The 13,421-nt window shown below is 63.7% G+C and carries 16 protein-coding genes; 1 reads left to right on the top strand and 15 read right to left on the bottom strand.

Annotated features, from left to right (window positions below):
* From waaC to rfbB, 8 genes are all read right to left on the bottom strand, one after another.
* A complete protein-coding gene (gene waaC / locus AAHE99_RS10935; RefSeq protein WP_342117187.1) occupies positions 1–966 on the bottom strand; it encodes a lipopolysaccharide heptosyltransferase I in 966 nt (321 codons plus the stop codon).
* On the bottom strand, positions 966–2,345 hold the full coding sequence (locus tag AAHE99_RS10930) for a phosphomannomutase/phosphoglucomutase (protein ID WP_342117186.1): 1,380 nt from the start codon (positions 2,343–2,345) through the stop codon (positions 966–968). Before AAHE99_RS10930 ends, waaC begins: the two co-directional genes overlap by 1 nt.
* 30 nt (positions 2,346–2,375) lie before the next feature.
* Entirely contained in the window at positions 2,376–2,690 is a 315-nt protein-coding gene (locus AAHE99_RS10925) for an H-NS histone family protein (RefSeq protein ID WP_342117184.1), read from the bottom strand.
* 51 nt (positions 2,691–2,741) lie between these two features.
* Positions 2,742–3,839, bottom strand: coding sequence for an MraY family glycosyltransferase (locus AAHE99_RS10920; RefSeq protein ID WP_342117183.1), 1,098 nt, complete (start codon positions 3,837–3,839; stop codon positions 2,742–2,744).
* Between the two features lie 174 nt (positions 3,840–4,013).
* Positions 4,014–4,874, bottom strand: a complete 861-nt coding sequence (rfbD, locus tag AAHE99_RS10915; RefSeq protein WP_342117181.1) for a dTDP-4-dehydrorhamnose reductase — start codon at positions 4,872–4,874, stop codon at positions 4,014–4,016.
* A complete protein-coding gene (gene rfbC / locus AAHE99_RS10910) occupies positions 4,871–5,416 on the bottom strand; it encodes a dTDP-4-dehydrorhamnose 3,5-epimerase (RefSeq protein WP_342117179.1) in 546 nt (181 codons plus the stop codon). Before rfbC ends, rfbD begins: the two co-directional genes overlap by 4 nt.
* Positions 5,413–6,312, bottom strand: coding sequence for a glucose-1-phosphate thymidylyltransferase RfbA (gene rfbA, locus AAHE99_RS10905; RefSeq protein ID WP_342117178.1), 900 nt, complete (start codon positions 6,310–6,312; stop codon positions 5,413–5,415). The genes rfbC and rfbA overlap by 4 nt, the downstream gene beginning before the upstream one ends.
* The gene (rfbB, locus tag AAHE99_RS10900) at positions 6,312–7,379 is read right to left on the bottom strand and encodes a dTDP-glucose 4,6-dehydratase (protein WP_342117177.1); all 1,068 of its coding nucleotides are present in this window, start codon (positions 7,377–7,379) and stop codon (positions 6,312–6,314) included. Before rfbB ends, rfbA begins: the two co-directional genes overlap by 1 nt.
* 50 nt (positions 7,380–7,429) lie before the next feature.
* On the opposite strand from rfbB, the gene AAHE99_RS10895 reads away from it, so the two are divergent.
* Entirely contained in the window at positions 7,430–8,275 is an 846-nt protein-coding gene (locus AAHE99_RS10895; protein ID WP_342117176.1) for a symmetrical bis(5'-nucleosyl)-tetraphosphatase, read from the top strand.
* Here the strand turns inward: AAHE99_RS10895 and AAHE99_RS10890 are convergent.
* From AAHE99_RS10890 to AAHE99_RS10860, 7 genes are read right to left on the bottom strand one after another with little or no spacing between them, the layout of a single operon-like run.
* Positions 8,272–8,736, bottom strand: coding sequence for a TPR end-of-group domain-containing protein (locus AAHE99_RS10890; RefSeq protein ID WP_342117174.1), 465 nt, complete (start codon positions 8,734–8,736; stop codon positions 8,272–8,274). The two genes, AAHE99_RS10895 and AAHE99_RS10890, sit on opposite strands and share 4 nt — an antisense overlap.
* Positions 8,733–9,530 (bottom strand): lysophospholipid acyltransferase family protein, encoded by a 798-nt coding sequence (locus tag AAHE99_RS10885; protein ID WP_342117173.1) that lies wholly within the window; start codon positions 9,528–9,530, stop codon positions 8,733–8,735. The genes AAHE99_RS10890 and AAHE99_RS10885 overlap by 4 nt, the downstream gene beginning before the upstream one ends.
* On the bottom strand, positions 9,511–10,818 hold the full coding sequence (locus AAHE99_RS10880) for a dihydroorotase (protein ID WP_342117172.1): 1,308 nt from the start codon (positions 10,816–10,818) through the stop codon (positions 9,511–9,513). Before AAHE99_RS10880 ends, AAHE99_RS10885 begins: the two co-directional genes overlap by 20 nt.
* Positions 10,815–11,780: an aspartate carbamoyltransferase catalytic subunit gene (locus tag AAHE99_RS10875; RefSeq protein WP_342117171.1), complete on the bottom strand. Its 966-nt coding sequence runs from the start codon at positions 11,778–11,780 to the stop codon at positions 10,815–10,817. Before AAHE99_RS10875 ends, AAHE99_RS10880 begins: the two co-directional genes overlap by 4 nt.
* Positions 11,773–12,294, bottom strand: coding sequence for a bifunctional pyr operon transcriptional regulator/uracil phosphoribosyltransferase PyrR (gene pyrR, locus AAHE99_RS10870; protein WP_342117170.1), 522 nt, complete (start codon positions 12,292–12,294; stop codon positions 11,773–11,775). Before pyrR ends, AAHE99_RS10875 begins: the two co-directional genes overlap by 8 nt.
* Positions 12,281–12,679 (bottom strand): Holliday junction resolvase RuvX, encoded by a 399-nt coding sequence (gene ruvX, locus AAHE99_RS10865; protein ID WP_342117169.1) that lies wholly within the window; start codon positions 12,677–12,679, stop codon positions 12,281–12,283. The genes pyrR and ruvX overlap by 14 nt, the downstream gene beginning before the upstream one ends.
* On the bottom strand, positions 12,672–13,247 hold the full coding sequence (locus AAHE99_RS10860) for a YqgE/AlgH family protein (protein ID WP_342117168.1): 576 nt from the start codon (positions 13,245–13,247) through the stop codon (positions 12,672–12,674). The genes ruvX and AAHE99_RS10860 overlap by 8 nt, the downstream gene beginning before the upstream one ends.
* Between the last annotated feature and the right edge of the window lie 174 nt (positions 13,248–13,421).

Genomic DNA, 13,421 nt, shown 5'->3' with positions numbered 1-13,421 from the left:
TCAGAGCAGGCTCCTGGCGGCGGCCAGTACTTCGGCCACGCCGGGCGGCGTGCCTTTATCGCCCAGGTTGATGATGCGCGGCGACCAGTTGCCCTCGGTCTTCCAGCGGGGCGAATCGGCGTAGATTTCCACCACCGGGCGCGAGAAGGCTGCCGCGATATGGGTCAGGCCCGTATCGACGCCCACCGCCAGGTCGGCGCGGCGCGCCAGCATGACGGCGTCGGCCATCGACAGCTTGGGCAGCACGCGCGCGTTCGGGATGCCGGCGGCCAGTGCTTCGGCTTCGGCCTTTTCCTTGTCCGAGCCCCATGGCAGCAGCACCGGCATCGGCGCCAGCGCCTTGCCGAGCTCGATCCAGTTGGCCGGCGACCACTTCTTGGCGTCGCGCGCGGTGCCGTGGAAGAACACGGCATACGGCGCCGCGCCCATCCACTCCGGACGCGGCTCGCCGGCCGGCACTTCCGGCAGGCCGAAATTGGCCGGGTAATCCACATTGAAGCCGAGCGCTGCGCCAACCACCAGGCGGCCGCGCGCCACCGCGTGCGTGCGGGGATCCAGCGGAATGCTCTTGGTGTGAAAGATGCGCGAGATGCCTTCGTAGCCCGAGCCTTCGCTGCCGTTGGCCAGACCGATCTTGTGCTTGCCGCGCGCGGCGCCCATGATGATGCCGGTCTTCAGCAGGCCCTGGGTGTCGAACACATAGTCGTATTCCACTTCGCGCAGCTTGCTGAAGAACGCGCCGATTTCGGCGCGCGTCTCTTTCTTGCCCAGGCTCTTGCGCCAGCGGCGCAGGCCCCACGGCAGGATATTGCGCACCATCGGGTTCAGGCGCACCAGGCTGACATAGCCCTCCTCCACCACCCAGTCGATATTCGCATGCGGGAAGTGGCGCTTGATGTCAGCCACGATGGGCATATTGTGCAGCACATCTCCCAGCGAGGAGACGCGCACCAGCAGGATATTCATCAGAACGGCAGCTGTGCGTCAGGCTTGGCAGCCAGGATCACGTCGCGGAACTGGCCCTGGATGCGTGCCAGCGCGGCCGGCGACTCGGCTTCGAAACGCATCACGATCACCGGGGTGGTGTTGGACGAACGCGCCAGGCCGAAGCCATCCGCGTACTCCACGCGCAGGCCGTCGATATCGATGATGCGCTCATTGCCAGGGAATTTGGCGTCGGCCACCAGCTTGGCCATCAGCGCGAAATTCTCGCCTTCATGCAGGTGCAGGTGCAGTTCCGGAGTGCTGTCCGACTTCGGCAGTGCGTTCAGCAGCGCGGACGGGTCGGCGTGCCTGGTCAGGATCTCCAGCATGCGCGCGCCGGCATACAGGCCGTCGTCGAAGCCGTACCAGCGGTCCTTGAAGAAGATATGGCCGCTCATCTCGCCGCCCAGCGGTGCGCCGGTTTCTTTGAGCTTGGCCTTCACCAGCGAGTGGCCGGTCTTGTACATCAGCGGCTTGCCGCCGGCCTTCTCGATGTAAGGCGCCAGGTGGCGGGTGCACTTCACGTCGTACAGGATTTCCGCGCCGGGATTACGCGACAGCACATCCTCCGCGAACAGCATCATCTGGCGGTCCGGGAAGATGATCTGGCCGTCCTTGGTGACGATGCCCAGACGGTCGCCGTCGCCGTCGAAGGCCAGGCCGATTTCCGCATCGGTATCCTGCAGCGCCTTGATCAGGTCTTGCAGGTTCTCAGGATGGGCCGGGTCCGGGTGGTGGTTCGGGAAAGTGCCGTCCACTTCGCAGAACAGCTCGACCACTTCGCAGCCCATGCCGCGATACAGGTCGCCCGCGAAGGCGCCGGCCACGCCGTTGCCGCAGTCGACCGCGATCTTGATCGGGCGCGCAATCTTCACGTCGCCGATGATGCGCTGCAGGTACTGGGCGCGGATATCGTGGGTGCCGTACTTGCCCGGCGTCGCGGCCGGCAGCAAACCTGCCTCAATCGCGTTATACAGGCCGGTAATCGCTTCGCCGTGGATGGCCTCGCCCTTCAGCACCATCTTGAAGCCGTTGTAATCCGGTGGGTTATGGCTGCCGGTGACCATGATGCCGGAACGGGTGTCCAGCACCTGGGTGCCGAAGTACACCATCGGCGTGGCCACCACGCCCAGGTCGATCACGTCCATGCCGGCGGCCTGCAGGCCCTGCGCCAGGGCGGCGATCAGTTCCGGGCCGGACAGGCGGCCGTCGCGGCCGATCACGACACTGCGCTCCCCCTTGGCGGCGGCAGCCGTGCCAAAAGCATGGCCGATCGAACGGGCAACGCCAGCGTCCAGCGTTTTACCGATGATGCCGCGGATATCGTAGGCTTTGAAGATGGATTTAGAAAGAGCAACCATAAAAATACGTAAAGTGAAGATTAGAAACGATCAGATGCGCAGCCCGTCCATCGACTTGCCTGCGTCCACCCAATCCTTGACCCATTTCGGCTGGCGGCCACGGCCGGTCCACTGCTCAGCAGCATTGGCCGGGTTGCGGTAGCGCGCCTCGACCTTGCCGCCCTTGTTGCGGGTGCCCGGGAAGCCGATCAGCAATTCCTTGAGCGGCACGCCCACCTGCTGCGAGATGGCAAAAATCTGTTCGCGCGCCTTTTGCTTATCCTGGCCTTCGCGCTGCTTTAATTCGCGCTTAATCTGTTCCTGCAGATTGCGCAATTCCGGAGACGACAAATTCGACAGATCCATATTCTCTATCCTTTATTGTGTTCGACGTATGGAAATATACACGAAATTGCGTCAATGGCTTTTCTTGTGGCGAATCATCCAGCGCGGCGCTTTAAATCGCACGATGCGCACATAAAGCCAAACATAACTTGCAATAAATAAGAGGCAGAACAGCATCAGCACCCAGGTGTAGCGCCAGAATACCGTGGCGGGAATCACCGCCATCAGTGAAAACATCCACAAATAAGGCGACGTCAGGGAATTGCGGCGCACCAGGGCGCGCGCATCCTTGCGGCCCACGGCCCATTGCACCACGCGGCGGAAAATCAGGCTGTGCAAATGGATACCATCCGGCATGGCTGGCGATTTCCCGCGGATAAACAGGCGGCGATAAACGCTGAACAGGGTTTCAAACGCGGGGTATATTAATAGCAATACTGCGTACCAAGTAGAAACTTGGGGATTACGCATTACCAGCAGCAGCGCCAATTCGCCTAACATAAAGCCGATAAAGTACGCGCCGCCATCGCCCAGGAAAATCAGGCCGACCGGGTAATTCCAAATCAGGAAACCGGCCGTGGCCCCCGCCACCATCAGCGCCGCCACCAGCACGAACATATCATTGACCTGCAGCGCGACATAACCGAGCGACAGCAGCATGCAAATCGTGACCACGCTGGCCAGGCCATTGAATCCGTCGATGATATTAATGGCGTTGGCGATGCCCGCCACCGCCAGCACGGTCAGTGGCAAGGTCAGCCATAAATAGGGCAGCGGCCAGGCCGACACCACCCAGTCGATGCGGTCGATGCGGGCGTCCAGCAGGAAATAGCCGAGCAAGGCGGCAAACATGGTCAACAGCAGGCGCCGCGCGGCGCTGACCTTGCCGGTATAGTCTTCGACAATGCCGCCGACAAAGGCGAACACGGCGCACACCATCAGCCACAGCATCCAGCTGGTCATGGCGGGCACACGCCACACCGAAATGCAGGCGCTCAGCGCCACCGCCAGGAAAATCGACAGGCCGCCAATGCGGGCCACGTGATGCACGTGCACTTTTTGCACGCCATTGAAATCGGTGTCCAGCGCCGGGCCATGCAGCCGCACTTCCTTGATGACCCACAAGGTCAACAGTGCAGACGCGACAAAGCTCACGAGGAAGGAAAACATTAGTTCTTATCAGTATAGGGAGCCAGCCGCTTGTATTTATCGCAGCGCAGCAAGAAAGATTGCCCACGCGCTAACCGGGCGATTGTACCGGATTCGCGCAGGCCGACGGGAAATTCTAGCCGAGGGCGTTGCGCCCTCGGCAATTACTTACCAATTGATACGTTTCTGAACTAATTAACCCGCCATGCACAGACGCAGGGCTTCTTGCCAGGAGGGCAAGTTGCAGAATTGTGACATCAGCTTGCCGGAGTCCAGCACCGAAAATTCCGGGCGCTTGGCGGGCACCGGGTACTCGGCGCTGGTGATCGGCAGCACGCGGCAGTCGATCCCGGCTTGCGCCAGGATGGCTTGGGTGAAGCCATGCCAGGTGGTTTCGCCCTGGCTGGCCAGGTGGTAGATGCCGCCGTGGTCCTGCCACCAGCCCTCGCCCGGCCCGCGCGCCTGCGCCAGCACCAGGGCCGTGGTGTCGGCAATGGTACGGCTCCAGGTCGGCGCGCCGTGCTGGTCGGCCACCACGCGCAGTTCGTCGCGCTCTTGCGCCAGGCGCAGCATGGTCAGCAGGAAGTTCTTGCCGCGCATGCCGTACACCCAGCTGGTGCGGAAAATCAGGTGCGGCACGCCGCTGGCGGCAATCGCCTGCTCGCCCGCCAGCTTGCTGGCGCCGTAGACATTGGCCGGTCCGGTGGCGTCGCCCTCGCGCCGTGCGCCGGGCTGGTTGCCGGGGAAAACGTAGTCGGTCGAATAGTGCACCAGGGCCGCGCCCAGGCGCTTGGCCTCTTCCGCCATCACGCCCGGCGCTTCGGCGTTGATGCGGTGCGCCAGTTGCGGCTCGCTCTCGGCCTTGTCGACCGCCGTGTAGGCGGCCGGGTTGACGATCAGCTGCGGCTTCACCTCGCGGATCACGCTGCGCACCTGGTCCAGGTTGTCGAGCGCCATGCGGCTGCGGTCCACCGCCACCACTTCGCCCAGCCCTTGCAGGCTGCGCTCCAGCTCATAGCCGACCTGGCCGCTGGCGCCCGTCAGCAGGATCTTCATGGGAACACTTCCGCTTGCGCCAGCGGCAGGCCGGCCTTGTCCTTGGCCGACAGCAGCGGCTCGCCGTCCAGCGGCCACGCGATGCCGATGGTGGGATCGTTCCAGATCACGCAGCGCTCATGGGCCGGTGCGTAGTAATCGGTGGTCTTGTACAGGAATTCCGCCACCTCGCTGGTGACCACGAAACCGTGGCCAAAGCCGGCCGGAATCCACAACTGGCGCTTGTTCTCGGCCGACAGTTCCAGGCCGTACCACTGGCCGAAGGTGGGCGAGGACTGGCGCAAGTCGACCGCCACATCGAACACGGCGCCGGTGGTGACGCGCACCAGCTTGCCTTGCGCCTGCTCGACCTGGTAATGCAGGCCGCGCAGCACGCCCTTAGCCGAGCGCGAATGGTTATCCTGCACGAATTCGGTGCGCACGCCGGTCAATTCCTCGAAGCGGCGCGCATTGAAGCTCTCGTAGAAGAAACCGCGGTCGTCGCCGAACACGGTCGGCTCGATCACCAGCAGGCCTTCGATCGGAGTCGGGAGTACTTTCATCGGTTGATCACTTTGTCTTCAAGGATGCGCAGCAGGTATTGGCCGTAGCCATTCTTCTTCAGCGGCTCGGCCAGCTGGCGCAATTGCGCGGCGTCGATATAGCCCTTGCGGTAGGCGATCTCCTCCGGGCAGGCCACTTTCAGGCCCTGGCGGCGTTCGATGGTGGCGATGAATTGCGAGGCGTCCAGCAGCGAATCGTGGGTACCGGTGTCGAGCCAGGCCATGCCGCGTCCCATCAGCTCCACCTTCAGCTTGCCCGCTTCCAGGTAGGCGCGGTTGACGTCGGTGATTTCCAGCTCGCCGCGCGCGGACGGCTTGATGCTGGCGGCGATATCGCACACGCCGGTGTCGTAGAAATACAGGCCGGTGACGGCGTAGTTCGATTTCGGCACTGGCGGTTTTTCCTCGATAGTCAGCGCGCGGCGCTCATCGTCGAATTCCACCACGCCGTAACGTTCGGGGTCGGTCACGTGGTAGGCGAACACCGTGGCGCCTTCAACGCGTTCGGCGGCGCTGCGCAGCATGGCGTCAAGGTCGTTACCGTAGAAGATGTTATCGCCCAGGATCAGGGCCGACGGGTTGTCGCCGACGAACTCCTTGCCGATGATGAAGGCTTGCGCCAGGCCGTCAGGCGATGGCTGCACCGCGTACGACAGGTTGATGCCCCACTGGCTGCCGTCGCCCAGCAGCTCCTGGAAGCGCGGCGTATCCTGCGGCGTGGAGATGATCAGGATGTCGCGCATGCCGGCCAGCATCAGCACCGTCAGCGGATGGTAGATCATCGGCTTGTCGTGGATCGGCAGCAGCTGCTTCGATACCGCCTTGGTGATCGGATACAGGCGGGTGCCGGAGCCGCCGGCCAGAATAATGCCTTTGCGGTCGCTGACTGGATTCATTATTGCCCCCGGTTGTTATAGTTGGTCTCGACCCATTTGGAGTAGGCGCCGGACTGCACGTCGGCCACCCACTGCGGATTATCCAGGTACCACTGGATGGTCTTGCGGATGCCGGTTTCAAAGGTTTCGGCCGGTTTCCAGCCCAGCTCACGCTCCAGCTTGCGCGCGTCGATCGCGTAGCGGCGGTCGTGGCCGGGACGGTCCTTCACATAGGTGATCTGGCTGCGGTAGCTGCTGCCGTCGGCTTTTGGTTTCAGCGTATCCAGGATATCGCACAGCGTGTGCACCACGTCCAGGTTGGCCTTCTCGTTCCAGCCGCCGACGTTATAGGTTTCGCCCAGGCGGCCGTCCGCCAGCACGCGGCGGATCGCGGTGCAATGGTCGCTCACGTACAGCCAGTCACGGATCTGCTGGCCGTCGCCGTAGATCGGCAGGGCCTTGCCGGCTTGCGCATTGGCGATCATCAGCGGGATCAGCTTTTCCGGGAAGTGGTAAGGACCGTAGTTATTCGAACAATTAGTTGTCAGCGTCGGGAAGCCGTAAGTGTGGTGGTAGGAACGCACCAGGTGGTCGGAAGCGGCTTTCGATGCGCTGTACGGGCTGTTGGGCGCATACGGCGTGGTTTCGCTGAACGGCGCATCGTCCGGGCCGAGGGTGCCGTACACCTCATCAGTCGAAACGTGCAGGAAGCGGAAGGCCGCCTTGTCGGTTTCCGCCAGTTCGCTCCAGTAGGCGCGCGCCGCTTCCAGCAGGCTGAAAGTGCCGTTGATATTGGTCTGGATGAATTCACCCGGACCGTGGATCGAGCGGTCCACGTGGGACTCGGCCGCAAAATGCACCACCGCGCGCGGCTTGTGCTGGCGGAACAGCGCCAGCACCTGCGCCTGGTCGCAGATATCGCCGCGCACAAAAATGTGGCGCGCGTCGCCCTGCAGGGACGCCAGGTTCTGCAGGTTGCCTGCGTAAGTCAGCTTATCGAAGTTCAGGACGGGTTCGTCCGACTGCGCCAGCCAGTCCAGTACAAAATTCGAACCGATAAAACCTGCACCGCCAGTGACGAATATCATGCGTTATCCTTACGTGTAAATGTCACCATGATTGTATTTGATAATCCCAAATGAAAACATATGTAGTGGGCGACCTGCAGGGTTGTCACGGCGAGACTGTAACACTAGTTGAAAAAATCCTGGAAACAGAGCATGCCGCCGGGAACCAGCCGCCGTCCATCCTGTTTTGCGGCGATTTGATCAACCGCGGCCCGGATTCGCTGTCCACCCTGCGCTATGTGCAGGCCCTGAGCCAGGGCAGCGACGGCCGCATCGACGCCGTGCTGGGCAACCACGACCTGCACCTACTGGCCGTGGCCAACGGCATCCGGCCCGAGTCCAGTTCGGACACCTTTGAGCACATCCTGGCCGCCGCCGACCGCGAGGCGCTGCTGCACTGGCTGCGCCTGCGCCCCATGGCCATCCTGCGCCGGGAACACCTGCTGGTGCATGGCGGCGTGCTGCCGCAATGGACGGCGCAGCAGACCGTGGCGCTGGCCTGCGAGGTGGAAGCCGCGCTGCGCGGCGAGCAATGGGTGGATTTCCTGCGCGATATGTACGGCAACCAGCCGGACCGCTGGGATGACGGCCTGGCCGGCACGGCGCGCCTGCGCTGCATCGTCAATGCACTGACCCGCATGCGCTTTTGCACGGCGGACGGGGTGATGGATTTCAAACTGAAGGAGTCGGCCAGCGCCGATCCGGCCTCGGGCCTGATGCCCTGGTTCGAGGCGCCTGGGCGCCGTACCGCCGATACCACGGTGGTTTTCGGCCACTGGTCGGCGCTCGGCTTGCAGATCAAGCCAAAGCTGATCGCGCTCGACAGCGGCTGCGTGTGGGGCGGCAAGCTGTCGGCCGTCTGCCTCGACGACCGCAGCCTGCTGCAGGTGGATTGCCCGGAATACCGGGCGGTTTAATGCTTGGGCGCGACTTCGCTTGAGGCTTGCGCCGGCGCCGTGCCCGGGGCTGCGGCGCCTTCCGCTGCCGGTGCGGCGCCATCCGCTGCCGGCGCCGCGGCCGGCGGGAAGGTGGCCGCCATCAGCTCCTTGTAAGCTTCCGCATTGCGCAAGGGCGCCAGGTTGGCGTTGCCCTTGATCGCCTCTTCATCGGTGAAGCCGTTGGCGATCGCGGTCTCGAGCGACGCCATGGCGGCATTCTTGCGGCCCAGTTGCGCCTGCGCTTGCGCCAGCAGGTAGAAGCCTTCCGCGTCCTTCGGCGCCTTGATGGTGGCGGCGTAGGCCTTCTCCGCGGCGATGCCGTAGTTCTTCTGCACCAGGCCTTCCGTGGCCTGGGTGCGCAGCGTTTTGGCGTTGGCGAAGATATCGCCGCTGCAGGCTGCCAACAACAGGCTAGCCGCCAGCACACTGATCCTGGTCATACCGATTGCTCCTGTAATGTATTGGTCTCGGGCAGCACGCCCAGCGCCGTGCCGATGGCATGATGCGCCGCTTCCGCCAGTTCGCGCCGGTGCGCGCCGGCGCCTTCCATCGGCTCCAGCACCGCCAGGCGTGCACGCACCGGCTTGCCGTCGAGGATATTGACCACGCTTTGCACAAAGCTCATATCGCCGATGAAGTCCACCGATGGATGCGGCTGGCCGGCCGGGTCCACATAGGATAGCGCGAAAGGCTGCACCTTGACCTTGCCGTCCACCGCCGCCTCGAACAGGTTGGCGTGGAACGGCAGGATGCTGCCTTGCGCGGCCGTGGTGCCTTCCGGGAAGAAGGCTACGCGCTGGCCGTCCTGCAAGGCATGCACCAGGCCTTTGAAGATGTTGCGCAGCTCGCGCTTGTTGCCGCGTGCGATGAACACGGTACCTGCCTGCGCCACCAGCCAGCCGGCCAGCGGCCAGTCGCGGATCTCCGCCTTGGCCACGAAGCGGCAGGGATAGAGCGCGTTGATGACGAAGATGTCCAGCCAGGAGACGTGGTTGCAGACCACCATGCCCTGCTCCAGCGGCACCGCGCTGCCCTGCGCCACCTGCACGCTGACGTTGCAGATGGCCAGCAGCTGGCGCGACCAGCGGCGCACGTGGACGTTGCGCTGGTCCGGCCCGATGAAGGGGAAGACAAAGGCGCAGATCGCCATGCCGGCCAGCAGGTGCACCACCATGCGCCCGATACGCAGCATCAGGCGCCAGTCCAGGTTTTTCTTAGCTGGCGTTCCGTTCATATGCCACATGCCCTGCTACGATGGTTGCTTCTACCTGACCTGCCAGCTCGTAGCCGAGGAATGGGGTGTGCTTGCCCTGGCTGGCCAGGGCGCTGCCGGTAACGGTCCAGCGCGCGGCCGGGTCGAATACCACCACGTCGGCCACGCTACCGACGCCCAGCTGGCCGGCTTGCCCCAAGCCGGCCACGCGTGCGGCGTCGCTGGTGACGCGCGCAATGGCGCGCGACAGCGCTTCGTCCTTGCCCTGCGCCGCGGCGTAGTCGTCGGCCCACTTGATGGCCAGCGACAGCAGCAGTTCCAGGCCGGTGGCGCCCGGCGAAGCCTCGCCGAACGGCAGCAGCTTTTCATCGTCGTCGCACGGGGTGTGGTCGGAGCACATGGCGTCGATGGTGCCGTCCAGCAGGCCGGCGCGGATCGCATCGCGGTCGCGCTGGGTGCGGAATGGCGGGTCGACGCGCGAATTCGAGTCGAAGAAGTTGATGTCGGTGTCGGTCAGGTGCACGTGGTGCACGCCCACGTCGCAGGTGATCGGCAGGCCTTCTGCCTTGGCGGCGCGCACCAGTTCCAGGCCGGCGGCGGACGACATGCGGCACAGGTGGACCTTGGCGCCGGTGGAGCGCATCAGTTCAAAGATGGTATGCAGGGCGATGGTCTCGGCCATCACCGGCACGCCGGACAGGCCCAGGCGCGAAGCCAGGGGGCCGCTGTGGGCCACGCCGCCGCGGCCGATCCAGGCGTCCTGCGGACGCAGCCAGATGGTGAAGCCGAAGGTGGCGGCGTACTGCATGCAGCGCTGCAGCACGGTGGTGTCCTTGATCGGGGTCTCGGCCTGCGAGAAGCCGATGCAGCCGGCGCCGGTCAGTTCCACCAGCTCGGTCAGCGCTTCGCCTTTCAGGCCGTGGGTCAGTGCGCCCAGCGGGTGCACGTGGGCCTGGTTCAGGGCGCTGGCGCGGTGCTTCAGCATTTCGATCAGGCCCGGCTCGTCCAGCACCGGGTCGGTGTCGGGCGGGCATACCAGGGAGGTCACGCCGCCCTGCACCGCCGCCTGCATTTCCGATTTCAGCGTGGCCTTGTATTCGAAGCCCGGCTCGCGCAGGCGCGCCGACAGGTCGACCAGGCCCGGCGCCACCACCTTGCCGGCGGCGTCGATGGTGCGGTCGGCTTTGAAGCCGGCCGGTGCGCTGCCGATGGCGGCAACCTTGCCGTCCACGATGTACAGGTCTTGCTTGGAGTCGATCTTGTTGGCCGGATCGATCAGTCGGCCGTTCTTGATATATACGTTGCTCATGCCTGGGTACCTGCGAGGATGCTCATTACCGCCATGCGGACTGCGATGCCGAAGGTGACCTGCGACAGGATCACCGCTTGCGGGCCGTCGGCCACGGCGGAATCGATTTCGACGCCGCGGTTCATCGGGCCCGGGTGCATCACGATGGCGTCCGGCTTGGCCAACGCCAGGCGCTCCGGCGTCAGGCCGTAGGCGCGGAAGTATTCGCCGGCGGACGGCAGCAGCGCGCCGCTCATGCGCTCGTTCTGCAGGCGCAGCATGATGATCACGTCCACATCCTTCAGGCCTTCATCCATATTGGTGAAGGTGCGCACGCCCAGTTGCTCCAGGCCGCCCGGCAGCAGGGTGTGCGGGCCGATGGCGCGGATTTCAGGCACGCCCAGCGTGGTCAGGGCGTGGATGTCGGAACGCGCCACGCGGCTGTGCAGGATGTCGCCCACGATCGCCACGCGCAGGTTGGTGAAGTCCTTCTTGTAGTGGCGGATGGTGTACATGTCCAGCAGGCCCTGGGTCGGGTGCGCGTGGCGGCCGTCGCCCGCGTTCACCACGTGCACGTGGTTCTGTTTGGTATCCTGCAGGTGCTTGGCGATCAGGTAGGGCGCGCCCGATTGCGAGTGGCGCACCACGAACATATCGGCGTGCATCGCGGACAGGTTGTCGATTGTGTCCAGCAGCGACTCGCCCTTGCTGGCGGAAGACGCGGCGATATTCAGGTTGATCACGTCGGCCGACAGGCGCTTGGCCGCGATCTCGAAGGTGGTGCGGGTGCGGGTGGAATTCTCGAAAAACAGGTTGAAAACGCTTTTGCCGCGCATCAGCGGGACCTTCTTCACTTCGCGGTCCGAGACGGACACGAAAGAGGAGGCGGTATCGAGGATCTGGTTGATGATGGCCTTGGGCAGGCCCTCGGTCGACAGCAAGTGCTGTAGCTCGCCGTTTTTGTTGAGTTGCGGATTAAGCATGGTTCTGTTCAATAGTCAGGGAAAACTTTCCGTCGCCGGTTTGCGTCAGGCGCAGCGCCTGGCCCGGCGCGCAACGGGTGTGCGCGGCGACAAAGTCGGCGGCCACCGGCAGCTGGCGTTCGCCGCGGTCCACCAGCGCGGCGAGCATGATGCGCGCCGGGCGGCCGTAGTCGAACAATTCGTTGATGGCGGCACGCGTGGTGCGGCCGGTGTAGAGCACATCGTCCACCAGCACGATGCTGGCGCCGTTGACGTCGAAGCCGATATGGGTCGGCTTCACTTCCGCCGGCAGGCCCTTCTTCGCGTAGTCGTCGCGGTAGAAGGAGACGTCCAGCACGCCCAGGCGCGCGGTAAGGTTCAGGTCCTTGGCCAGGCGCTCGGCGATCCAGGCGCCGCCGGAGTGGATGCCGACAATGGCCGGATCGTTCGCGCCTTCAATGCCGGCGCGCACTTGCTGCAGCAGGTTGGCGTAGAGCGCTTCCGCGTCGAGCAGTTGGGGATCAATGTGGGACATATTCGTCAAAGTATTGTTGCAGGATGATGGCGGCGGCGCGGTCGTCGATGATTTCGCCGCGCTTGGCTGCGATCATCGCCGAAGAGTAGCGCTCGTCGACCAGCACCACGGGAAGGTTGAAACGGCCGTTCAGCTGATTGGCGAACTTGCGGCAGCGCGCCGTCATTTCGTGCTCTGCCCCGTCCGGGTGGAAAGGCAGGCCCACAATCAGCCTGGTCGGCCCCCATTTGTCGATCAGGGCCTTGATTTCGGCGAAGCGTACATCGTTGACGGCGGATTGAATGACGGCCAGGGGAGAGGCCTGGCCGATCATTGTGTTTCCCATTGCGACACCGATGCGTTTAATGCCGAAGTCGAAGCCTAAAACAGTTTCCGGACTATGCATGACCCGCTTCAGAGTTGAGCATCAGCGGATCGAAGCCCAGGAGTTTCATGGCGGCGTTGTAGCGGTCCTCGATCGGCACATCGAACACGATGCGCGGGTCGGCGGCGACGGTCAGCCAGCCGTTGCGGGCCAGCTCGTCCTCCAGCTGGCCAGGGCTCCAGCCCGCGTAGCCGATCGACACCATCATGCGTTCCGGGCCATGGCCGCGGGCCACTGCTTCCAGCACGTCGATGGAGGTGGTGAAGGCGACGTCGTTGGTCACCGTCAGCGAAGACGAGTAATGCGCACCGGGGGTGTGCAGCACGAAACCACGGTCATCCTGCACCGGGCCGCCAAACATGATCGGCTCGGATTCCAGGTGGCGCTCGGCGGCGGACGACACTTCCAGGTCGATCCGGTCGAACAGCACTTCCATGGTCATATCGGTAGGCTTGTTGATCACGACGCCCAGCACGCCGTTTTCATTGTGTTCGCATACATACACGACCGTGCCGCCAAAAATCGGGTCTTGCATGGATGGCATGGCGATCAGGAAGTGATTCGCCAGGTTGAGCGCAGGGGCAGTCATATGTGCCTTTAGCTCCTTCAGTTCACTAGTTTCCGGCAACAATCCCGGCACAGGCATGCTTCTGGTCAATTTGACTTTTTTCATGATTGCTCTCTATGCAGGACTGTTAAGAGTTCTTTACTGTAATATCCGCGCTGCAACTGTCGGATATAACGACAGTTTACTATGAATTGC

Source organism: Pseudoduganella sp. OTU4001, assembly GCF_038440195.1.
GTDB lineage: Bacteria > Pseudomonadota > Gammaproteobacteria > Burkholderiales > Burkholderiaceae_D > Rugamonas.
Note: the sequence above shows the minus strand (reverse complement) of the source record. Positions and strands in the feature narration are given on the sequence as shown.

Excerpts from the sequence above, each read along its gene's own strand:
- AAHE99_RS10875 (WP_342117171.1), bottom strand. The coding sequence starts at position 11,780 with ATGCTTAATCCGCAACTCAACAAAAACGGCGAGCTACAGCACTTGCTG.
- AAHE99_RS10885 (WP_342117173.1), bottom strand. The coding sequence starts at position 9,530 with ATGAACGGAACGCCAGCTAAGAAAAACCTGGACTGGCGCCTGATGCTG.
- rfbC (WP_342117179.1), bottom strand. The coding sequence starts at position 5,416 with ATGAAAGTACTCCCGACTCCGATCGAAGGCCTGCTGGTGATCGAGCCG.
- AAHE99_RS10895 (WP_342117176.1), top strand. The coding sequence starts at position 7,430 with ATGAAAACATATGTAGTGGGCGACCTGCAGGGTTGTCACGGCGAGACT.
- AAHE99_RS10920 (WP_342117183.1), bottom strand. The coding sequence starts at position 3,839 with ATGTTTTCCTTCCTCGTGAGCTTTGTCGCGTCTGCACTGTTGACCTTG.
- ruvX (WP_342117169.1), bottom strand. The coding sequence starts at position 12,679 with ATGCATAGTCCGGAAACTGTTTTAGGCTTCGACTTCGGCATTAAACGC.
- AAHE99_RS10860 (WP_342117168.1), bottom strand. The coding sequence starts at position 13,247 with ATGACTGCCCCTGCGCTCAACCTGGCGAATCACTTCCTGATCGCCATG.
- AAHE99_RS10925 (WP_342117184.1), bottom strand. The coding sequence starts at position 2,690 with ATGGATCTGTCGAATTTGTCGTCTCCGGAATTGCGCAATCTGCAGGAA.
- waaC (WP_342117187.1), bottom strand. The coding sequence starts at position 966 with ATGAATATCCTGCTGGTGCGCGTCTCCTCGCTGGGAGATGTGCTGCAC.
- AAHE99_RS10890 (WP_342117174.1), bottom strand. The coding sequence starts at position 8,736 with ATGACCAGGATCAGTGTGCTGGCGGCTAGCCTGTTGTTGGCAGCCTGC.
- AAHE99_RS10880 (WP_342117172.1), bottom strand. The coding sequence starts at position 10,818 with ATGAGCAACGTATATATCAAGAACGGCCGACTGATCGATCCGGCCAAC.
- rfbB (WP_342117177.1), bottom strand. The coding sequence starts at position 7,379 with ATGATATTCGTCACTGGCGGTGCAGGTTTTATCGGTTCGAATTTTGTA.
- pyrR (WP_342117170.1), bottom strand. The coding sequence starts at position 12,294 with ATGTCCCACATTGATCCCCAACTGCTCGACGCGGAAGCGCTCTACGCC.
- rfbD (WP_342117181.1), bottom strand. The coding sequence starts at position 4,874 with ATGAAGATCCTGCTGACGGGCGCCAGCGGCCAGGTCGGCTATGAGCTG.
- AAHE99_RS10930 (WP_342117186.1), bottom strand. The coding sequence starts at position 2,345 with ATGGTTGCTCTTTCTAAATCCATCTTCAAAGCCTACGATATCCGCGGC.
- rfbA (WP_342117178.1), bottom strand. The coding sequence starts at position 6,312 with ATGAATCCAGTCAGCGACCGCAAAGGCATTATTCTGGCCGGCGGCTCC.